The sequence below is a fragment of the Streptomyces sp. ITFR-6 genome (assembly GCF_031844725.1).
Classification (GTDB): domain Bacteria; phylum Actinomycetota; class Actinomycetes; order Streptomycetales; family Streptomycetaceae; genus Streptomyces.
In genome coordinates this window covers 6,375,112-6,395,503 of sequence record NZ_CP134612.1, presented here as the reverse complement: position 1 = coordinate 6,395,503, position 20,392 = coordinate 6,375,112, and the positions used below count along the sequence as shown (strand labels likewise).

Annotated in this window: 16 protein-coding genes; 8 read left to right on the top strand and 8 right to left on the bottom strand. The window is 70.2% G+C overall.

All coding sequences use genetic code 11. From position 1 onward, the window contains the following. Window positions 1–12: 12 nt before the first annotated feature. The 4 genes from RLT59_RS29080 to coxB all read right to left on the bottom strand — a co-directional run bounded on the left by RLT59_RS29080 (window position 13) and on the right by coxB (window position 4,479). The gene (locus RLT59_RS29080; protein ID WP_311306142.1) at window positions 13–1,266 is read right to left on the bottom strand and encodes a L,D-transpeptidase; all 1,254 of its coding nucleotides are present in this window, start codon (window positions 1,264–1,266) and stop codon (window positions 13–15) included. 122 nt (window positions 1,267–1,388) lie between these two features. After that, complete coding sequence (locus RLT59_RS29075; protein WP_311306141.1) at window positions 1,389–1,787, bottom strand: cytochrome c oxidase subunit 4; 399 nt, start codon at window positions 1,785–1,787, stop codon at window positions 1,389–1,391. Further along, window positions 1,784–3,520: an aa3-type cytochrome oxidase subunit I gene (gene ctaD, locus RLT59_RS29070; protein ID WP_311306140.1), complete on the bottom strand. Its 1,737-nt coding sequence runs from the start codon at window positions 3,518–3,520 to the stop codon at window positions 1,784–1,786. Before ctaD ends, RLT59_RS29075 begins: the two co-directional genes overlap by 4 nt. Then, window positions 3,517–4,479 carry an aa3-type cytochrome oxidase subunit II gene (coxB, locus tag RLT59_RS29065; RefSeq protein WP_311306139.1) on the bottom strand — a complete coding sequence of 321 codons (963 nt, stop codon included), beginning with the start codon at window positions 4,477–4,479 and terminating at the stop codon, window positions 3,517–3,519. Before coxB ends, ctaD begins: the two co-directional genes overlap by 4 nt. A 271-nt stretch (window positions 4,480–4,750) precedes the next feature. Between coxB and RLT59_RS29060 the strand changes: the two genes are divergently transcribed. Further along, on the top strand, window positions 4,751–6,133 hold the full coding sequence (locus RLT59_RS29060; protein ID WP_311306138.1) for a cysteine desulfurase/sulfurtransferase TusA family protein: 1,383 nt from the start codon (window positions 4,751–4,753) through the stop codon (window positions 6,131–6,133). Window positions 6,134–6,141: 8 nt separating this feature from the next. Here the strand turns inward: RLT59_RS29060 and RLT59_RS29055 are convergent, their stop codons facing one another. Beyond that, window positions 6,142–7,116, bottom strand: coding sequence for a carbohydrate kinase family protein (locus tag RLT59_RS29055; protein WP_311306137.1), 975 nt, complete (start codon window positions 7,114–7,116; stop codon window positions 6,142–6,144). Window positions 7,117–7,295: 179 nt separating this feature from the next. On the opposite strand from RLT59_RS29055, the gene RLT59_RS29050 reads away from it, so the two are divergent. Next, the gene (locus RLT59_RS29050; RefSeq protein ID WP_311306136.1) at window positions 7,296–7,493 is read left to right on the top strand and encodes a hypothetical protein; all 198 of its coding nucleotides are present in this window, start codon (window positions 7,296–7,298) and stop codon (window positions 7,491–7,493) included. Window positions 7,494–7,654: 161 nt separating this feature from the next. Further along, the gene (locus RLT59_RS29045; RefSeq protein WP_311306135.1) at window positions 7,655–9,130 is read left to right on the top strand and encodes a hypothetical protein; all 1,476 of its coding nucleotides are present in this window, start codon (window positions 7,655–7,657) and stop codon (window positions 9,128–9,130) included. Between the two features lie 79 nt (window positions 9,131–9,209). Here the strand turns inward: RLT59_RS29045 and RLT59_RS29040 are convergent, their stop codons facing one another. Then, entirely contained in the window at window positions 9,210–9,566 is a 357-nt protein-coding gene (locus tag RLT59_RS29040) for a HesB/IscA family protein (RefSeq protein ID WP_024488899.1), read from the bottom strand. Between the two features lie 246 nt (window positions 9,567–9,812). Here RLT59_RS29040 and nadA point away from each other — a divergent pair, with 246 nt between their 5' ends. Together nadA and RLT59_RS29030 are read left to right on the top strand one after the other, a co-directional pair. Next, window positions 9,813–11,000 carry a quinolinate synthase NadA gene (gene nadA, locus RLT59_RS29035; RefSeq protein WP_311306134.1) on the top strand — a complete coding sequence of 396 codons (1,188 nt, stop codon included), beginning with the start codon at window positions 9,813–9,815 and terminating at the stop codon, window positions 10,998–11,000. Window positions 11,001–11,241: 241 nt separating this feature from the next. After that, on the top strand, window positions 11,242–15,288 hold the full coding sequence (locus tag RLT59_RS29030; RefSeq protein ID WP_311306133.1) for an AAA family ATPase: 4,047 nt from the start codon (window positions 11,242–11,244) through the stop codon (window positions 15,286–15,288). 14 nt (window positions 15,289–15,302) lie between these two features. On the opposite strand, the gene RLT59_RS29025 is transcribed toward RLT59_RS29030, so the two are convergent. Next, window positions 15,303–15,653 (bottom strand): hypothetical protein, encoded by a 351-nt coding sequence (locus tag RLT59_RS29025; protein WP_311306132.1) that lies wholly within the window; start codon window positions 15,651–15,653, stop codon window positions 15,303–15,305. 107 nt (window positions 15,654–15,760) lie between these two features. On the opposite strand from RLT59_RS29025, the gene RLT59_RS29020 reads away from it, so the two are divergent. The 3 genes from RLT59_RS29020 to RLT59_RS29010 all read left to right on the top strand — a co-directional run bounded on the left by RLT59_RS29020 (window position 15,761) and on the right by RLT59_RS29010 (window position 17,050). Next, the gene (locus RLT59_RS29020) at window positions 15,761–16,588 is read left to right on the top strand and encodes a helix-turn-helix domain-containing protein (protein ID WP_311306131.1); all 828 of its coding nucleotides are present in this window, start codon (window positions 15,761–15,763) and stop codon (window positions 16,586–16,588) included. Beyond that, a complete protein-coding gene (locus RLT59_RS29015; protein ID WP_311306130.1) occupies window positions 16,585–16,779 on the top strand; it encodes a DUF397 domain-containing protein in 195 nt (64 codons plus the stop codon). Before RLT59_RS29020 ends, RLT59_RS29015 begins: the two co-directional genes overlap by 4 nt. 76 nt (window positions 16,780–16,855) lie before the next feature. Further along, window positions 16,856–17,050 (top strand): DUF397 domain-containing protein, encoded by a 195-nt coding sequence (locus RLT59_RS29010; RefSeq protein ID WP_311306129.1) that lies wholly within the window; start codon window positions 16,856–16,858, stop codon window positions 17,048–17,050. A gap of 99 nt (window positions 17,051–17,149) precedes the next feature. Here the strand turns inward: RLT59_RS29010 and RLT59_RS29005 are convergent, their stop codons facing one another. Then, window positions 17,150–20,296 carry an efflux RND transporter permease subunit gene (locus RLT59_RS29005; RefSeq protein ID WP_311306128.1) on the bottom strand — a complete coding sequence of 1,049 codons (3,147 nt, stop codon included), beginning with the start codon at window positions 20,294–20,296 and terminating at the stop codon, window positions 17,150–17,152. Window positions 20,297–20,392: the final 96 nt, after the last annotated feature.

Below are 20,392 nucleotides of genomic sequence, written 5' to 3'. Positions count from 1 at the left end.
CGCACCCCCCGGTCAGACCGCGGGGCGCAGGCGCGCCGCCTGAACCGGGTCGACCCGGTCGGGCGTGTCGTTCTGCAGTGCGCTGCCCTTCTGCCATTTCGCCCAGGACAGGTTCCAGTCGCCGTAGCCGTTGTCGAACGGCGTCATGGTCTCGCCCTCGCTGCCGACGACGCTGACGATGTCGCCCTCGCGCACGGTGTTGTAGAACCACTCCGCCTCGCTGGTGCTCATCCCGGTGCAGCCGTGGCTGACGTTCGCGACGCCCTGCGAGCCGGTGGACCAGGGGGCGGCGTGCACGTACTCGCCGCTCCAGGTGACCCGGGTCGCGTAGTAGACCGGCAGGTCGTACGAGTCGCTCGAACCCTCGGCGATGCCGATGGTCTCGCCGCGCATACGTACGTAGTACTCCTTGCCCAGCACGACCTTGACGCCGTTGCGGGTGGAGAAGCCGGGCTTGCCCGTGGTCACCGGAATGGTGTTGATCACTTCTCCGTTGCGCTTGACCGTCATGGAGTGCTCCGAGGCGTCGGTGATGGCCTCGATCCGGTCGCCGGTAGTGATCTTCAACGCTTTCGTGGGCGCCCCGTACAGCGCCTTGGCCACCTTGATGCCGGTCAGGTCGCTGCTGACCTCGATGGAGGCCTTGGCCGGCCAGTAGTCCTTCGGCCGGTAGTGCAGCGTCTTGTCGTCGACCCAGTACCAGGAGCCGGTCACGGCGGGCGTGGAGCGCACCTTGAGGGCGCGTTCGACGGTGGCGCGGGCGGCCTTGTCCGCGACCGGGGCGCTGAGTTGCGCCGTAACGGGCTGTCCGACGCCGTAGGTGCCCGCCTGAGGGCCGAAGGTGACCTTCAGGAACCTCTTGGCGGCCGCGGTCCCGAAAGACAGCGTGCGGCTGCCTGGGGCGCCTTCGTCGTTCTCCATGCTGACCTTGACGGTGTACCGCGTGCCCGCGGCCAGCGGGGCGGTGGAGTGCCAGCGGTGTCCGTCGGCGTCGAGTTCGCCCGCCAGGTGGCGTCCTTCGCCGTCCACGGCCGTCACGTCGGTGATCCGGCCGTCGTCGCCGTCCACGCTGACTTCGAGGGGCTTGTCCGGATCGACCTTCTCACCGCCGTCGGGCGTGTTGGAGGAGATCTCGTCGGCGGCGTCGTACGGCTTGGCCGCCAGCGGATGGCTGTCGGACTCCCCACAGGCGGTCATCCCTGCGACCAGGGTCACGACCAGCAGAGTGCAGCTCACTACGGGACGGATGCGCGGCGTGTGGTTCATGAACCCACGCTAAGAAGATTCATCCGTTTCAGCGCGCGGGGTGACTGCAAACGGGGGGCCCGCACTTCTCGGAGAAGTGCGGGCCCCCCGTCAGGCGGAGCGGTGTCACGGGTGGAGCGGTGTCACTGGGTGCGGTTCTCGCCTCGGTAGTACTCGAAGACCCAGCCGAAGAGACCGACCATGAGCACCGGGAGCGAGAAGTAGAACAGCCACCAGCCGAAGACGACTCCCATGAAGGCGAGAGCGCCGCCGACCGCCAGCGAGAGCGGCTGCCAGCTGTGCGGGGAGAAGAACCCCACGTCGCCGGCCTCGTCCGCCACGTCGGCTTCCTTGTCGTCCTGCGCGAGCGCGTCGACCCGCCGGGCCGTGAAGGCCAGGTAGAAGCCGATCATGACGCTCAGGCCGAAGGCCAGGACGAGGGCGGTGGTGCCGGCCGGCTCCTTGGACCACACGCCGTACGTGATGGCCATGGCGAGGATGAAGACCGATAGCCAGATGAACAGCTTGCCCTGGATCTTCACTTGCCAGCCTCCTTGCCGCCGGCGAGGGCCTTGTCACCCTCGGAGTGGTGCTCAAGCTGTTCGAGCGCCGTGATTTCCGGGTGGTGCAGGTCGAACGCCGGGGATTCGGAACGGATCCTCGGAAGGGTGATGAAGTTGTGCCGGGGCGGCGGGCAGGAGGTCGCCCACTCCAGCGAACGGCCGTAGCCCCACGGGTCGTCGACCTCGATCTTCTTGCCGTACTTGGCCGTCTTCCAGACGTTGTAGAAGAACGGCAGGATCGACAGTCCGAGCAGGAACGAGCAGATCGTGGAGATCGTGTTCAGCGCGGTGAAGCCGTCCGCCGCGAGGTAGTCCGCGTAGCGGCGCGGCATGCCCTCGGCGCCCAGCCAGTGCTGCACCAGGAACGTGCCGTGGAAGCCCACGAACAGCGTCCAGAAGGTGATCTTGCCGAGCCGCTCGTCCAGCATCTTTCCGGTGAACTTCGGCCACCAGAAGTGGAATCCGGAGAACATCGCGAAGACCACGGTGCCGAAGACCACGTAGTGGAAGTGCGCCACCACGAAGTACGAGTCCGAGACGTGGAAGTCCATCGGGGGCGAGGCGAGGATCACGCCGGTCAGACCACCGAAGGCGAAGGTGATCAGGAAGCCGACGGCCCAGAGCATCGGTGTCTCGAAGGACAACGAGCCCTTCCACATCGTGCCGATCCAGTTGAAGAACTTCACCCCGGTCGGTACCGCGATGAGGAACGTCATGAACGAGAAGAACGGCAACAGCACACCGCCGGTGACGTACATGTGGTGGGCCCACACGGTCACGGACAGACCCGCGATGGCGATCGTCGCGCCGATCAGGCCGATGTATCCGAACATCGGCTTTCGACTGAACACCGGGATCACTTCGGAGACGATCCCGAAGAAGGGCAAAGCGATGATGTACACCTCTGGATGCCCGAAGAACCAGAACAGGTGTTGCCATAGCAATGCGCCGCCATTGGCCGCGTCGAATACATGCGCCCCGAATTTTCGGTCCGCCTCCAGCGCGAAGAGCGCCGCGGCGAGGACCGGGAAGGCCAGCAGGACCAGTACACCGGTCAGCAGGACGTTCCAGACGAAGATCGGCATGCGGAACATCGTCATGCCGGGTGCGCGCATGCAGATGATCGTGGTGATGAAGTTGACCGAACCGAGGATCGTGCCGAATCCGGAGAAGGCCAGACCCATGATCCACATATCGGCGCCGACGCCCGGCGAGCGGACCGCGTCCGAGAGCGGGGAGTAGGCGAACCAGCCGAAGTCGGCCGCACCCTGCGGGGTGAGGAAGCCGGCCACCGCGATGATCGAGCCGAAGAGGTAGAGCCAGTACGCGAACATGTTCAGCCGCGGGAACGCCACATCGGGCGCACCGATCTGAAGCGGCATGATCCAGTTCGCGAACCCGGCGAACAGCGGCGTCGCGAACATCAGCAGCATGATCGTGCCGTGCATCGTGAACGCCTGGTTGAACTGCTCGTTCGACATGATCTGCGTGCCCGGACGGGCCAGCTCGGCGCGCATGAAGAGCGCGAGCAGACCGCCGATGCAGAAGAAGGCGAACGATGTGACCAGGTACATCGTGCCGATCGTCTTGTGGTCAGTGGTGGTCAGCCACTTGATGACGACGTTTCCCGGCTGCTTGGCCCGGACCGGCAGCTCGTCCTCGTACGAGTCGTCTGCTGCCGCGGCACCCTGAGGTTCGTTGAGGATGCTCACAGTTTGTTCGTCTCCGCATTCCTGGCCCGGTCAGTCTGCTCGATGCCGGCCGGCACGTAGCCCGTGTTGCCCTTCTTCGCCAGCTCCTTGAGGTGCGCCTGATAGCGCTCCGGGGAGACGACCTTGACGTTGAAGAGCATCCGGGAGTGGTCGACGCCACAGAGCTCGGCGCACTTGCCCGTGAAGGTGCCCTCCTGGTTGGGAGTCACCTCGAAGGAGTTGGTGTGGCCCGGAATGACGTCCTGCTTCATGAGGAACGGCACCACCCAGAAGGAGTGGATGACGTCACGCGAAGTCAGGATGAAGCGGACCTTCTCCCCCTTGGCCAGCCACAGGGTCGGACCGGGGTTGCCGTTCTGCGGGTTCCGGGTTCCCGGGACGCCGACGTCGTAGACGCCGTCAGCACCCTTGGGGAAGTCCTTGCGGAACCGGTCCGGGATGGCGTTGAGCTCCTTGGGGATCTTGTTGCCCGTGGCGGCAGAGCCGTCCACGTTCTCGATGTAGTTGAAGCCCCAGCTCCACTGGTAGCCGACCACGTTGACCGTGTGGGCGGGCTTCGGGGAGAGCTCTAGAAGCTTCGTTTCGTCGCGTGCGGTGAAGTAGAACAACACCGAGACGATGATCAGAGGGACCACGGTGTACAACGCCTCGATCGGCATGTTGTACCGGGTCTGCGGAGGAACCTCCACCTTGGTGCGGCTGCGCCGGTGGAAGATGACGCTCCACAGGATCAGGCCCCAGACCAGGACACCCGTGGCGAGCGCTGCCGCCCACGAGCCCTGCCAGAGGGAAAGGATCCGTGGGGCCTCTTCCGTCACCGGAGTAGGCATACCGAGGCGGGGGAAATCCTTGTATGTGCAACCGGTTGCGGTCGCCAGGATCAGGCCCGCAGTCAGCACCTGCGGCAGCTTCCGCCGCATCGGGCGCCGCGACGAGCGGTCGGAGCCGTTGGGACTCACGTAGCGCCTTCCCGAGAGTCTCGCCCGCACGGTCGGCGCGCCCGTCTCGTTTGTCGGTCGCCGCCCCTGACGCGGGCAGGGGTTTGGATGTTTATGCGGACCAAACCCTACTGGACGCTATTTGGGGTCGCGCGGGGAGGGTGCCCAACGCGCCGCCCGACTCCCCGAAGGGGTGGAATCCGCGCCTCCGGCCGCCATCTGACGCCCCCTCTCCTGACCCCGCGGGCGGCCGGGTCCCGGGCCGGGCTCCGGGCCCGGCTAGCGTGGCCGGGTGCCCTACTTCGACGCCGCGTCCGCCGCCCCCCTCCACCCCGTCGCCCGCCAGGCGCTGCTTGCCGCACTGGACGAGGGCTGGGCCGATCCGGCCCGGCTGCACCGGGAGGGGCGGCGGGCCCGGCTGCTGCTGGACGCGGCCAGGGAGGCCGCCGCGGAGGCCGTCGGCTGCCGCCCCGACGAGCTCAGTTTCACCTCGTCCGGCACCCGGGCGGTGCACTCAGGAATTTCCGGGGCTCTCGCCGGGCGTCGGCGTGTCGGCCGCCATCTGGCCGTCTCCGCGGTCGAACACTCGTCCGTGCTCCATTCGGCGGCCGACCACGAGAGCCGGGGCGGGACGGTCACGGAGGTGCCGGTGGACCGGTCGGGGGCGGTGGACCCGGCGGTGTACGGAGCGGCGCTGCGCGAGGACACCGCGCTGGCGTGCCTCCAGTCCGCCAACCACGAGGTCGGCACCGTGCAGCCGGTGGCCGAGGTCGCCGGGCTCTGCCGGGAGGCCGGGGTGCCGTTGCTGGTGGACGCCGCGCAGTCGCTGGCCCTGGAACCGGTGCCCGGCGGCTGGTCGCTGCTGGCGGCGAGCGCCCACAAGTGGGGCGGCCCGGCCGGGGTCGGGCTGCTGGCGGTGCGCAAGGGCGTCCGGTTCGCGGTCCAAGGTCCGGCCGACGAGCGGGAGTCGGGGCGCGCCGCCGGCTTCGAGGACATTCCGGCCATCGTGGCCGCGGCGGCGTCCCTGCGGGCGGTACGGGCGGAGGCGGCGGCCGAGTCGGTGCGGCTGGGCGCGCTGGTGGACCGGATCCGGAGCCGGGTGCCGGTGCTGGTGCCCGATGTGGAGGTCGTCGGTGATCCGGTGCGGCGGCTGCCGCATCTGGTCACGTTCTCCTGTCTCTATGTCGACGGAGAGACCCTGCTCCACGAGCTGGACCGGGCTGGTTTCTCCGTATCGTCCGGTTCGTCCTGCACGAGCAGCACCCTGACGCCGAGCCATGTGCTCAAGGCGATGGGGGTGCTGTCGGAGGGGAACGTCCGCGTGTCGCTGCCGGCCGGCACCACGGAGGAGGACGTCGACCGCTTCCTCGACGTGCTGCCCGGGGCGGTGGCGGGGGTACGGGAGAAGCTGGGCGCGCCCGCCCCGGCAGCGCCCGCCGCCGCCCCGGCGGCCTCGCTGGTCGTCGACGCGCTGGGCAGGCGCTGCCCGATCCCGGTGATCGAGCTCGCAAAGGTGATCGGAGAGGTACCGGTGGGCGGCACGGTGACCGTCCTGTCCGACGACGAGGCGGCCCGGCTCGATATTCCGGCCTGGTGTGCGATGCGCGAACAGGAGTACGTGGGGGAGGAGCCGGCGGACCGGGGCTCGGCCTATGTGGTCCGCCGGCTGTCCTGACCGCCCGGCTACGCGAGGTGCGTGCGGACCTCTGCGGCGGCCTCGTGGCCGTACGCCTTGGTGAAGCGGTCCATGAAGTGGGTGCGGTGCAGGGTGTACTCCTGGGTGCCGACCGTCTCGATGACCAGCGTGGCGAGCATGCAGCCGACCTGGGCGGCCCGCTCCAGGCCGACGCCCCAGGCGAGACCGGAGAGGAATCCGGCGCGGAAGGCGTCGCCCACGCCGGTCGGGTCGGCCTTGACGTTCTCCTCCGGGCAGCCGACCTCGATCGGCTCCTCGCCCACGCGCTCGATCCGTACGCCCTGGGCGCCGAGAGTGGTGACGCGGTGGCCGACCTTGGACAGGATCTCCGCGTCGGTCCAGCCGGTCTTGGACTCGATGAGCCCCTTCTCGTACTCGTTGGAGAAGAGGTAGGTGGCGCCGTCGAGCAGGATGCGGATCTCGTCGCCGTCCATCCGGGCGATCTGCTGCGAGAAGTCCGCGGCGAACGGGATCCCCCGGGAGCGGCACTCCTCCGTGTGGCGGAGCATGCCCTCGGGGTCGTCGGCGCCGATGGAGACCAGGTCGAGACCGCCCACCCGGTCGGCCACTGCCTTGAGCTCGATCAGCCGGGCCTCGCTCATGGCGCCGGTGTAGAAGGAGCCGATCTGGTTGTGGTCGGCGTCCGTCGTGCAGACGAAGCGGGCGGTGTGCAGGACCTCGGAGATCCGCACGGAGCCGGTGTCGACGCCATGGCGGTCGAGCCAGGCCCGGTACTCGTCGAAGTCGGAGCCCGCGGCGCCGACCAGGATCGGGTCGGTGCCGAGCAGGCCCATGCCGAAGCAGATGTTGGCGGCGACACCTCCGCGGCGCACGTCCAGGTTGTCGACCAGGAAGGAGAGCGAGACCGTGTGCAGCTGGTCCGCGACCAGCTGGTCCGCGAATCGGCCGGGGAAGGTCATGAGGTGGTCGGTGGCGATGGAGCCGGTGACTGCGATACGCACGGGAGACTGCTCCTGCGGAGGTCGAGGGGGAACGGTGTCCGCGTCCCCGGGGCGGCATGACAGGGGGCCCGCAAATCGCGGGCCCCCTCACGCTACCGGTTCCCGGGGCGGTCCGAATGGGAAAAACTACCCGATAGTAGGGCTTTGCTCCTGAGCTCCGAGGTGCTTACGGTGCGGATATGCCGAACCACATCGCTTCGTTCGAGTCCGAGACCGGCCTGGCCGAGCTGCGCGGAGACTGCGCCCGGATGGCTCCGCACTGGGTGGTACCCGCGAAGGCCGCCGCGGCCCCGGTGGCGCCGTCCCTGATTCACGGGGTGAGCGTGCCGCCGGCCTCGGCGAAGCTGATCGACGCGACGGCGGAGTACGGCGGCTGAGTCCACGCGCTCCGGCCGCTCCCGCCCCCGCTTCCGCGGCAACTGCCGCCCCACGGGGGAACCGTGCGCTCCCGCGTCCCGTCCCATCGGTGTCCGCACCCAAGGGGCGGGCCATATGCCGGTCAGGTGTATGACGCCAATGCAGGCGAAGGAGCGATCCGGTGAGCACCGAGCGACCCGACAACGACGAGACCGGCCCCAGGCGGCGTTCGCCGCTCGCCGTGGCCTCGGTGGCGGCAGCCGTGCTGCTGGCCGGTGGCGGCGGCGCGTACTGGGCCGCGACCGCGGCGGACGGCGGCCACGTCGAGGAGAACGGGGGCAGCGGCGCGGGCAGTCCCCCGCCGCTCTCCCTCGACGAGCGGACGGGCGGACCGGCCACCACACCCTCCTCCCCCACCCCATCGGCCCCACCGAAGGGCATCGCGCCCGGTGAGCCCGACCCGCACGGCGGACGGCTCGTCTACCGCGCGTCGGGCGCACTGCCCGACGGCCCGGCGAAGGCCGCGGTCCGGCGCCCGAGCGGAACCGTCTCCGCCGCCGAGGTGACCCGGCTGGCGAAGGCGCTCGGCCTCGACGGCACCCCGCAGGCCGAGGGCACCTCCTGGAAGGTGGGCTCGGGCGGGGACGGCTCGGGTCCGGTGCTGCGGGTCGGCAAGCAGGCACCCGGCACCTGGACCTTCGCCCGTTACGGCTCCGGCGGCACGGACAACTGCGGGCACAAGGCGACCTGTTCGGGCGAGCACGTGGCGCCCGGCGGCTCGGGATCACCGGTGAGCGAGAAGGCCGCCATGGCGGCGGCGGCGCCCGTACTGAAGGCGACCGGCCAGGACGCAGCCGCCCTCGACGCCCGCCAGCTGATGGGCTCGGCCCGTGTGGTGAACGCGGACCCGGTGGTGGACGGGCTGCCGACGTACGGCTGGGCGACCGGCATCCAGGTCGGCACCGACGGCGAGGTGATCGGCGGCGGCGGGCAGTTGAAGGGCCTGGAGAAGGGCGCCGAGTACCCGGTGATCGGCGCGGCCGACGCGCTGAAGCGGCTGAACGCGGCGCAGCCCTCGGACGGCCGCAAGAACATCGGCGGATGCGCGACCGCGGCGCCGCTCAGCGGTGACACGAAGCCGTCCGGGAAGTCCTGCGGCGCACGGACGGGGGCGGAGCCGCCGACGACGACGGTGACGGTCGACGAGGCCGTCTTCGGCCTGTCGGCCCAGTACGCGGACGGGAAGCAGCTGCTCGTGCCGTCCTGGATCTTCACGGTCCGGCCGGCCGCGGGCGGTACGGGCAACACGGTCACCCAGGTCGCCGTGGACCCGGCCTACCTGACGATGGACGCCCCGTCGGAGAAGACGCCGGACGGTGGCGCCACGTCCCGCGCCGGTGGCACGGTCCAGTCGTACAGCGCCGACGGGCGGACGCTCTCGGTGACGTTCTGGGGCGGCGTGTGCAGTACGTACTCGGCGAGCGCGAAGGAGGACGGCGACACCGTGCGGGTGACCGTGACGGAGTCGAAGCCGGACCCGGAGAAGATGTGCGTCAAGATCGCCAAGAAGCTGACCCGTACGGTCACCCTGGACCAGCCGCTGGGCGACCGGAAGGTGGTCTACGCGGAGTCCGGCGGCGAGGTGCCGCAGAAGTAGACACAGCGATACGGCGGCGGCCCCCAGGATCGGATCCTGGGGGCCGCCGCCGTATCGCTGTCGCTGTCGTGCGGGCGCTCTAGCTGAAGGAGTCGCCGCAGGCGCAGGAACCCGTGGCGTTCGGGTTGTCGATCGTGAAGCCCTGCTTCTCGATGGTGTCGACGAAGTCGACGGAGGCGCCGCCCAGGTACGGGGCGCTCATCCGGTCGGTGACGACCTTGACGCCGCCGAAGTCCTTCACGACGTCGCCGTCGAGCGAGCGCTCGTCGAAGAAGAGCTGGTACCGCAGGCCCGAGCAGCCGCCGGGCTGGACGGCGACGCGCAGCGCCAGATCGTCACGGCCTTCCTGCTCCAGCAGGCCCTTGACCTTGGCTGCGGCGGCGTCGGACAGGAGGATGCCGTCGCTCACGGTGGTGGTCTCGTCCGATACGGACATCTGCTTCTCTCCCGGGTTGTACGGAGTCTGCTTGCCGACGTTGCAACCGCCGGAACCGCGGATTCATTCCGGGCCGCGCGCTTGCCTGTTCCATTCATGCTCGCACACCTGCCCCTCGGACGGGTGCGTCACATTGACGTTATCGGCATCGTCAAAGTGACGTGAAGCGGTTATGATAGATAATGTCAATTCGACGAAAAGGCTCCTCGTAGAGAAGCCCCTCGCAGAGAAGAAAGGGTGCGTGACGTGACCACGGCCCACCCAGTCCAGGAACTCGACGTCCAGCCGTCGCCCCTCGCCCTGCTCCTGCTGGGCCGCGACGCCGACCCAAGGAGCGAGCGCGGCGTCGAATGCCCCGGCGACCTGCCCTCCCCGTCCGACCCGGACCTGGTGGAACGCGCCCGCGCGGCCAAGGAGAAGCTGGGCGGGAAGGTCTTCGTCCTCGGCCACCACTACCAGCGCGACGAGGTCATCCAGTTCGCGGACGTGACCGGTGACTCCTTCAAGCTGGCGCGCGACGCGGCGGCGCGTCCGGAGGCCGAGTACATCGTCTTCTGCGGTGTGCACTTCATGGCCGAGTCCGCGGACATCCTGACCACCGACGACCAGAAGGTCGTGCTGCCGGACCTGGCGGCCGGCTGCTCGATGGCCGACATGGCCACCGCCGAACAGGTCGCCGAGTGCTGGGACGTGCTGACGGAGGCCGGTGTCGCCGAGCAGGTCGTGCCCGTCTCGTACATGAACTCCTCCGCCGACATCAAGGCCTTCACCGGCCGCCACGGCGGCACGATCTGCACCTCCTCGAACGCGAAGCGCGCCCTGGAGTGGGCCTTCGAGCAGGGGGAGAAGGTGCTGTTCCTCCCCGATCAGCACCTGGGCCGGAACACCGCCGTCCGGGACATGGGGATGACCCTGGAGGACTGCGTCCTCTACAACCCGCACAAGCCCAACGGCGGCCTCACCGCCCAGCAGCTGCGCGACGCGAAGATGATCCTGTGGCGCGGGCACTGCTCGGTGCACGGGCGCTTCTCCGTGGAGTCCGTCAACGACGTGCGGGCCCGGATACCCGGCGTCAACGTGCTGGTGCACCCGGAGTGCAAGCACGAGGTCGTGGCGGCGGCGGACCACGTCGGCTCGACGGAGTACATCATCAAGGCCCTGGAGGCGGCTCCGGCCGGTTCCAAGTGGGCGATCGGCACCGAACTGAACCTGGTGCGCCGCCTGGCGAACCGTTTCGCCGCCGAGGACAAGGAGATCGTCTTCCTCGACAAGACGGTCTGCTTCTGCTCGACGATGAACCGGATCGACCTGCCGCACCTGGTGTGGACGCTGGAGTCGCTGGCCGAGGGCAATCTCGTCAACCGGATCGAGGTCGACCCGGAGACCGAGAAGTACGCGAAGCTCGCGCTGGAACGGATGCTGGCACTGCCATAGCCCCACACCAGTAACCCAGTAACACGAAGGGCCCCGGGCCGCCTTCCGGCGGTTGCCCGGGGCCTTTCGCGTCGCTGGTGGGGGTGGGCCGGTTTCCGCCGTACGGCACTCACGATCCCTTTTCCGTAATTACTCTGCTACTCACCGCAGCGGACACGGCCAGGACGGACCGGTGCGGACGGAAAGCGCGGGGCACGTCGTGATGACCGCGTCGGTGGTGTGACGGAGAGCGGGACGGGCAATGGTGCGTGAGTCGGGTGTGACGGGCGACGAGGGACGCGAGCCGGTGGAGGGGGCGGCCGGGCTGCCGGACGGCTCCTTCTTCACGGGCCGCGAGGAGGTACTGGGCCGGGTCGCCGCGTGGCTGGAGGCGGACGACGGTCCCGGGCTCTTCCTGGTGACCGGCCCGGCGGGCTGCGGCAAGTCGGCCGTGCTGGACCGGATCGCGACGCTCAGCGGCCATGTGCGGCGCGACGCCGCCCCGGTCTCGCGCCGCCCCCTCGCCTCCGTGCTCCTGCGGAACCTGAGCCCGCTCCGGGCGGCCTCGGAGCTGGCCCGGCAGCTCGGGCTGACGGAACCCCGCGACACCGAGGGCTTCCGGGCCGGGCTGCGCGCGTTGTCCCCGCGGCCGGTGCTGGTGCTGGACGGACTGGACGAAGTACCCGCAGAGCACCTCCGCGCCATGATCGAGGAGCTGGTCCTCCCGCTCTGCCGGACGAGCCGGGTCCTGCTCGGCTCCCGCGAGAGCGCGTTCGCCGGCCGTATCGCGGAGGGCGGGTACCGGGGCGAGACCCTGCCGGACGCCCTCGCCCGGCTGACCGGCGCGGCGGTCACCGTCGAGGACCTGGGGAGGGATCAGCAGACCCGGGCGGACATCGGTGCGTACGTGTTCAACCGGTGCGTGGCGGCCGGGGTTCCGGAGGACCGGGCGCGGGAGGCGGGCGAGGCGGTCGCCGCGCGTCCTACGGCGGTGGAGGACGGGTTCCTGTTCGCGCGGCTGGTGGCGGGCTCGCTGTCGGCGGCCTCCGCCGGTGCCGCCGGGGACCGGCTGCCCGATTCCGTCGAGGCCGCGTTCGAGGAGGACCTGCGGGCGGGGCCGGTACGGGTGCGGGCGGACGGCACCGGACTGCCGTCCGCCGCCCGGGACCTGCTGACGGCCCTCGCCTGGACGGCCGGGCGCGGGATGCCCGCCGGGGGCGTGTGGGAGGAGGTCGCCGGGGCGCTGGGCGGCGGCGGTGACGTGTCGTACGACGGGAGCGACGTGGACTGGCTGCTGGCCGCCTACGGCCGCTACGTCGTCGAGGACTCGGAGGACGGGCAGACGGTGTACCGGCTGTTCCACCACGCCGTCGTGCCACCGGGCAGGTCCGGGGCCGGTGAGGCGGTGCTGGCCGCGCTGGTCGATCACGCCGGGCGGCGAGCGGTGGGCGAGGACTGGGCGGCGGTCGATCCGTACGTGGTGCGGGGGCTGGCGCCGCACGCGGTGCGGGCGGGCGCACCGGGGATCGCGATGCTGCGGGGGCTGGTCGAGCGGGGCGGGGCGGGCGCGGCGCAGGTGCTGGCCCAGGCCCTGTCCAGCTTCTCCGACCGGCTCGGGGCGGAAGGGGACCTGGCGGGTGCGCTGGACGCGGCGCGGGAGGCGGCCGGCCTGTACCGGGAGCTGGAACGCGGCGGCTCAGGGGCGTCCGGTACGGCGCTGCTGCGCGCCCTCATCGGCGTAGCGCACGCGTACGCGGCGACCGGCGACCGTGAAGGGGCCCTGTCGTCGGCGCGCGAAGTGGCCGGGCTCCGCCGGAGCCAGGCCGAAGCGGGCGACAGCGCGTCCCGCCCCGATCTGGCTCCCGCGCTGAGCGGTCTCGGCCGACGGGTCAGCGACCTCGGTGACCCTCAGGGAGCGGTCGCCCTGACGCTGGAGGCGGTCAGTGTCTACCGGCAGCACGTGGAACGGGCCCCGGCGGTGTTCCGCCCCGGTCTCGCCGCCGCGCTGACCGGCCTGGCGGCGCAGCTGGCAGCCGTCGGGCAGCCCCGGACGGCCGTGGCCGCCGCGCAGGAGGCCGTGGACATCTGCCAGGAGCTCGCCGCCTCGCACCCCGACGAGTTCCTGGCCCCGTTCGCCGCTGCCCTGGTCCAGCTGTCCGTGGACCGGCAGGAAGCCGGTGATCTCGACCGGTGCCTGGCGCCCGCACACAAGGCCGTGGAGCTCTGCCGGGAGCTCGTCGCGCTCCATCCGGCCGCCTACCAGCCGCAGTTGGCGGACGCCCTCAACAACCTGGCGGACCGGCTCTCCGCCACGGGTGACCACGCGGAGGCTCTCACTACCGTCCGGGACAGCGCGCTCCTGTACGCCAAGGTCGCGACGCGGCACCACGACGTCTTCCAGCCGGATTTCGCCCGCTCCATGTCCTCGCTGGCCAACAAGACGGCCGCCGCCGGAGACCTGGCATCGGCGGTCATCCTCGCGAGCGAGGCCGTACGCCTCCAGCGCGAGCTGACCCGGGCCCGGCCTGCCTCGGCCCTCCCGGGGCTGGCCACGATGCTCAGCCATCTCGCCACGCACCTCGCCGCCACGGGTGAGCCTGCGGCGGCCCTGCCCAACGCCGAGGAGGCGACCGCCCTTTGGGGGCGTCTGGCCGCCGGGGACCCGGCGGCCTTCCTGCCTCGGTACGCCACCGCTCTCAGCGACCTCGGCAACCGTCGCGCGAACCTGGGCGATGTTTCGGGAGCGCTCGCGGCGGCCCAGGAATCGGTCGGCATCCGCCGCGCGCTCGCCGCCGAGCAGCCCGCCGCCTTCCGGCAGGACCTGGCCACGGCACTCACCCGTCTCGCCGCCCACCTGCACGGGGCCGAAGACCCGGCGGCGGGTCTGAGCGCCTCGGAGGAAGCGGTCGCCCTCTTCCGTCAACTCGCCGCACATGAGCCCGCTCTCCGCTCCGCGCTCGCGGGCTCGCTCGGCACCCTGGCGCAGAATCTCGGCGCCACCGGCAACCGGAAGGAAGCCCTGGAGGCGGCCGGGGAGGGCGTCCGCATCCTGCGCGGGCTCATCGGGGAAGAACCCGGCAGCGTCCACCTCCCCGAGCTGGCTTCCGCCCTCCAGAACCTCAGCCAGCACCTGGAGGCGGACCACGACGCCGAAGGAGCGGTGAGCGCGGCGGAGGAGGCGGCCGCCGCCTACCGGACGCTGGCGCTGGAGAATCCCGAAGCCTTCGAGAAGAACCTGGTCTCCGCTCTCGTCAACCTGGCGCAGGCCCTCGCCCGCACCGGCGACCACACCTCCGCGGTCCGGCATTTCGACGAGACCGTGGCGGAGTTCGCCTCCGCCCACCCCGCGACCGGCCACCGTCTCGGTGCCGAGCGGAGCATCTTCCTGCTGGGCTGCCCCGCGCCCCACGCCTCGGCCGGTGTACGCGAGCTCGTGGCCCTTCTCGACGGGGAGTCCAAGCCGGGCTCCGGCGCGAACGCCGTGACCGTACGGGCCCGCCGGGCGCTGCGCGGGTACGGCGACCCCCAGGCCGTCCGCACGGCGTGGGAGGCGGAGACCGGTTCTCCCGTACCGGCCTGGCTCGAACTGTCGCCGGAGACGCTGAACCTCGTCAGTTCCTGGATGTTCGCGCCCAACTGGCCGGAGTCACGCGACTTCTGGTCCCGGAACGCCGAGGCGCTCAGCAGCCCGGAGACGGCGGCCGCCCTCGAAGAAGCGGCTCTCCTCGACCCCGGCACCGCTCAGCGGCATGCCGCGCTCCGCGAGATCGTCATGGACCATGGCGTGACCGCCGCCTACGATCCGCTGATTCTCAGGGAGCAGCTGGCCGAGTGGGTGGACTGCACGGACTGGGCGGAGTCGCGGGCCTTCCTCCAGGACCACCCCCGCCTCCTCCAGGTCCAGCCGCCCGAGGCCACCCCGCTCACGCACGTCGCCGTCCTCGATGTCGCCCGCGCCGAGGGGCTGGACGCCGCGTTCCGCCTGGTCGAGGACCGCGGCGCGCTCCAGGCTTACGTGGAGCGCGCGTTGGACGCCGGGGACGGCACCGCGCTGATGCACGCGGCGGCCGTGGAGGGCCAGGTCTTCGACGACAAGCTGTCCTCCCTCACGCACGCCCAGGCGAGCATGGTGCTCTCCGGGGCGGTCGACGCCGTGGAGCCGAACGACCTGGCCACGCTCCTGCCCCGGGCCCGGGAGGAGATCCGGGTCCGGCTGCTGAGGGAGATCTGCGCCCTCAGCGTCCAGCACGCCCATCCGCACGGCGATACGTGGCTCCGGATCGTCCAGGCCCTGACCGGTCCCGCCTGAGACTCACCGTCCCGTCAGCCGGAGCCCTCCCCGTTCGTCAACCGCCCGCCCCGGCTCGCCGCGATCCGCAGGGTGTCCCCCAGCGACTCGGCGAGCCGGATGCCCGCGAACCGCAGCTCCTGCTCCCCGACCACGGTCTCCGCCAGTACCTCACGGGCCTCTTCGAGTACGTACTCGGCGGAGGCGATCAGGTCGGCCTCAAGCTCGTCGGCCATCCGGGAGACCGGGCCGTCGGGGCTCGCCGTGCTGAGCCAGCACGGACCGCCGTGCTCGTTGGTCCACGGGAGCAGCCGCATGGCCTCGCCTTGCGCGTCGAACATCGCGTCGATGACCACCTTCGGAGAAGGCCCTCTGGTGCGCGGCACGAAAGGGCGGTTACGGTGTGTGCCGCAATCGTCGCCCTGGGGAACCTCGCCCCAACAGGGTGCCACCGTCCCGTCCTTGGGAACGGGACGCACGAAAGGCACGCACCGTGACGTTCAAACCCCAGGCCCTCACCCCGTATCTGTCCGCCCGCCACTACTTCGGTTCCGAGCAGCGCCGCCACCGCGAGCGGGCGGGGCTGTCGCTCGTACAGCTCGCGGACATCGTGAACTCCAGCAAGAGCACGCTGGCCCGGATCGAGACGGCCGACCTGATGCCGCCACCGGACATCCCCAGCCGGCTGGACATCGCTTTCGGGACGGACGACCGCTTCCACGGGCTGTACGAGCTCGCCCGGCGCGAGATCCATCCCGACCAGTACAAGCGGTACATGGACTTCGAGTCCCGTGCCGAAGTGATAGAGCAGTACGGGGCGCAGACACTGCCAGGGCTGCTACAGACCGAGGAGTACGCGCGCACGTTGATCCGCTGCGACGAGGATCTCTGCCCGGAGCAGGTCGAGGAGCTCGTGGCAGCGCGGATGTCGCGGAAGGACCGGTTGCGGTCGGACAATCCGCCGTTCCGGTGGGCGATCATCGACGAGAGCGTGCTGCTACGGCCGCTGGGGAGCCCGGACTGCATGCACGAGCAACTGGCTTCACTGCTGGAGCAGGTGAACGCGCCGAACAGTAAGGTTCAGGTGATGCCGTTCAGCGCTGGGCTCCACCGGCTGCTGGGTGGCGCGCTGACTCTGCTGACTCCGCCGGACGGCGTCTGCGTAGCGTACGAGGAGAGCTTCCGTGCCGGTCATCTCTACGAGGATCCGGCCGCAGTGAAGAGGTGGCGACAGCAGTACGACGTGCTGCGGGCCAACTCCCTCACGCTGGACGAGTCGGCGGAACGGATTCGTACCGCGATGAAGGGCTACCGACCGTGAACCACTCCCCCGAGCTGAGCAGCGCCCGCTGGCGCAGCAGCAGTTACAGCAACGCGAGCGGCGGCGAATGCGTGGAGGTCAGTGACGACTTCTCCGGCGTCATCCCCGTGCGCGACAGCAAGAACCCCACCGGACCCGCGCTCGTGGTCGAGGCTGCGGCCTGGGGCGCGTTCGTCTCCTCACTCAAGTAACGGCGGCTCGGGCGGCAAGCGAAAGCCCGGACGAGTCGGCGGAACCGAACCGGACCGCGATGGAGGAATACCCACCATGAACCACTCCCCCGAGCTGAGCACCGCCCACTGGCGCAGCAGCAGTTACAGCAATTCCAACGGCGGCGAATGCGTCGAGATCACCGACGACTTCCCCGGCATCGTCCCCGTGCGCGACAGCAAGAACCCCGCCGGACCCTCGCTCGTCGTCCAGACCGAGGCCTGGGGCGCGTTCGTCTCCTCACTCAAGTAGCAAGAGGCAGCAGGCGGAAGCCGTAGAAACGGAGAGGGCCCCGTCCCACGCACTCGCGTGGGACGGGGCCCTCTCCGTCGTATCGGGCTCCGAACTCGGTCAGGCCTGCGCGGGCTCGGTCTCCCGGGCCTCTTCGGAATCGGCCTGGCCCGGGACGCCCGCCTTCGCGGCGCGCTTGTCGGCCTTCTTCTTCGCGCGGCGCTCCTTGCGGAGCTCCACCATCGCGTAGAGCGCCGGCACCAGGAGCAGCGTCAGCAGCGTCGAGGTGACCAGACCGCCGATGACCACGACGGCCAGCGGCTGCGAGATGAAGCCGCCCTCGCCCGTGACGCCGAGCGCCATCGGGAGGAGCGCGAAGATGGTCGCCAGTGCCGTCATCAGGATCGGGCGCAGACGGTGGCGGCCGCCCTCGATGACCGCTTCGACGACGCCCATGCCCTGTCGGCGGTACTGGTTGATCAGGTCGATCAGCACGATCGCGTTGGTCACCACGATGCCGATCAGCATCAGCATGCCGATCATCGCCGCGACGCCCATCGGGGTGCCGGTGATGAGGAGCAGGCCGATCGCGCCGGTGGCGGCGAACGGGATGGAGACCAGCAGGATCAGCGGCTGGATGAGCGACCGGAAGGTGGCGACCAGCAGCATGAAGACGATCGCGACGGCCGCCAGCATGGCCAGGGCCAGCTTGGCGAAGGCGTCGTTCTGGTCCTCGGAGACGCCGCCGATGGTGGCGGTGGCGCCGTCCGGGAGGTTCAGCGAGTCGACCTTCTTCTGGAGTGCCGCGCTGACGCTGCCGGTGTCGTCACCGACGGGCTTGGCGGTGATCGTCGCGGCGCGCTGGCCGTCGATCCGGGTCATGGAGACCGGTCCGGGGACCAGCTTCACGTCGGCGATCGTGCCGAGCTTGACCGGGCCGAGCGGCAGGTTCTTCAGCTCGGCCATGGTGGCGGCCGGGTGGGCGGACTTGATGACGACGTCGCGCTCGGTGTCGTCCATGATCGCCTTGCCGGAAGGCGTGCCCTTCACGGCGCCCGCGACGGCCGCGCCCAGGGTGGCCTGGGTGAATCCGGCGTCGGCGGCCTTGGCGTTTGCCGTGACCGAGATGCGCGGGATGCTCTGCGACAGGTCGCTCTGGACGTCGGAGACGTCCTTGAGACCCGCCACCGCCTTTCGGACCTGCTCGGAGGACTTGGCGAGGACGTCCGCGTCGGCGGCCTTGACCACGACGCTCAGGTCCTGGCTGCCGAAGCCGCCCGCCTCCGCGATGGTCGTGTCACCGATGCCGTCGAGCTTGCCGAGGGCCTCGTCGAGGCGCTTCTCCGTGGCGTCGTACTCGGCCGGGTCCTTCAGCGTGACCTGGTAGGAGGCCTGGTTGGCTCCCGTGCCGCCTCCGAAGGCGGCCATGAAGCCGGACGAGCCGACGGTGACCTGGTACTCCTCGACGCCCTTGTCGGCGGCGAGGAGCTTCTCGACCTTCTTGGACGCCTCGTCGGCGGCGGCCAGGCTGGTGCCGGGGGCCAGCTCCTGGTTGATGGAGAGGACTTCCTGCTCGCCCTGGTCGAAGAGGGTGGTCTTCAGCAGCGGGGCCATGCCGAAGGTGCCGATCAGCACGACGACGGCGATGACCACGCTGACGATGCGGCGGCGGGTGGCGAAGCCCAGCACCCGGACGTAAAGCCGCTGGAGCTTGCTGCGGGCTTCCTTCTCCTCGGCCTTGCGGCGGGCCGCCTCCGGGTCCTCCACGCTGCCCTTGGGGGAGCGCAGGAACCAGAACGACAGCACAGGGACGACCGTCAGCGAGACCAGCAGGGAGGCCAGCAGGGCCGCGGTGATGGTCAGCGAGAACGAGCCGAACAGCTCTCCGACCATGCCGCCGACCAGACCGATCGGCAGGAAGACGGCGACCGTGGTGAGGGTGGAGGCGGTGACCGCTCCGGCCACCTCCTTCACCGCGGCGAGGATCGCGGACTGGCGCTCCTCCCCGTAGCTGAGGTGACGCTTGATGTTCTCCAGGACGACGATCGAGTCGTCGACGACCCGGCCGATCGCGATGGTCAGCGCGCCCAGGGTGAGCATGTTGAGCGAGAGGTCACGGGTCCAGAGCACGATCAGCGCGAGGACCACGGAGAGCGGGATGGAGACCGCGGTGACCAGGGTCGAGCGGAGCGAGGCCAGGAAGATCAGGATGACGATGATCGCGAAGACCAGGCCGAGCGCACCCTCCGTGGTCAGGCCCGAGATGGCCTTGGAGACCGCGGGGCCCTGGTCGGACACGACGGTCAGCTCCGCACCGGCACCGAGGTCCTTGCGCAGGTCGGGGAGCTTCTCCTTGACCGCGTCCGAGATGGCGACGGCGCTGCCGTCCTTGTCCATCGTGGCCATGACGGCGAGGCTCGGCTTGCCGTTGGTGCGGGTGATGGAGTCCGCGGTGGCGGGCTCCTGCTTCACCGTCGCGATGTCACCGACCCGGACCGGCTCGCCGGGCTTGCCCGTCGGGTCCTGACCGATGACCCGGAGGTCCTCGATCTGCTTCAGCGAGGTGAAGGCGCCGCCGACCTGGACGGTGCGGCTCTTGCCCGACTCGGAGAAGGAACCGGCCGGGACGGTCGCGCCGCCGGACTGGAGCGCCTGGGAGAGCGAGGCCGCGTTCAGACCGGCTTCGGCGAGCTTCTTGTCGTCGGGGGTGACGGAGATCTGGAGGTCCCGCACACCGTCGACGGACACCTGGCCGACGCCGTCGATGTCCTCAAGGGCGGGGACGACGGTGCGGTCCAGCTGGTCCGCGAGGGCCTGCTGGTCCTTGTCGGAGGTGACGGCGAGGACGACGGTCGGGATGTCGTCGGTCGAACCGGCGACGACCTGCGGGTCGACGCTGTCGGGCAGCTGGACACGGGCGCGGTTCACCGCCTGCTGGATGTCCGCGACGAGCTGCTTCGTTCCCTCGTCGCCGAAGTCGAAGGACGCCATGATGACGGCGTTGCCCTCGCCGGCGGTGGAGGTGATTCCGGTGACGCCGTCGACGGACTTGATCGAGTTCTCTAGCGGTTCGACGACCTGCTTCTCGACCACATCGGGGGACGCACCCTGATAGGGGGCGAGCACCGACACCATCGGGAGTTCGATGGTGGGCAGCAGCTGCTGCTTGAGCTGCGGGATCGCGATCGCTCCGAACACGAGCGCAACGATCGAGATCAGCCCGATCAGGGCCCTTTGCGCGAGGCTGAATCTGGACAGCCAGGACATGGGTGGGTCTCTCTTCTGTGGCTTACGCGGCAGGTGGGCGGGTAACTCGGGGACAGACCCCGCCCACTTATACGATCTCCTACCGCCGGAGCCGAA

Bases quoted from the DNA above. Each gene is read 5' to 3' on its own strand.
- RLT59_RS29080 (WP_311306142.1), bottom strand. From the start codon at position 1,266: ATGAACCACACGCCGCGCATCCGTCCCGTAGTGAGCTGCACTCTGCTG.
- RLT59_RS29050 (WP_311306136.1), top strand. From the start codon at position 7,296: ATGCCGAACCACATCGCTTCGTTCGAGTCCGAGACCGGCCTGGCCGAG.
- RLT59_RS29040 (WP_024488899.1), bottom strand. From the start codon at position 9,566: ATGTCCGTATCGGACGAGACCACCACCGTGAGCGACGGCATCCTCCTG.
- RLT59_RS29030 (WP_311306133.1), top strand. From the start codon at position 11,242: ATGGTGCGTGAGTCGGGTGTGACGGGCGACGAGGGACGCGAGCCGGTG.
- RLT59_RS29010 (WP_311306129.1), top strand. From the start codon at position 16,856: ATGAACCACTCCCCCGAGCTGAGCACCGCCCACTGGCGCAGCAGCAGT.
- RLT59_RS29005 (WP_311306128.1), bottom strand. From the start codon at position 20,296: ATGTCCTGGCTGTCCAGATTCAGCCTCGCGCAAAGGGCCCTGATCGGG.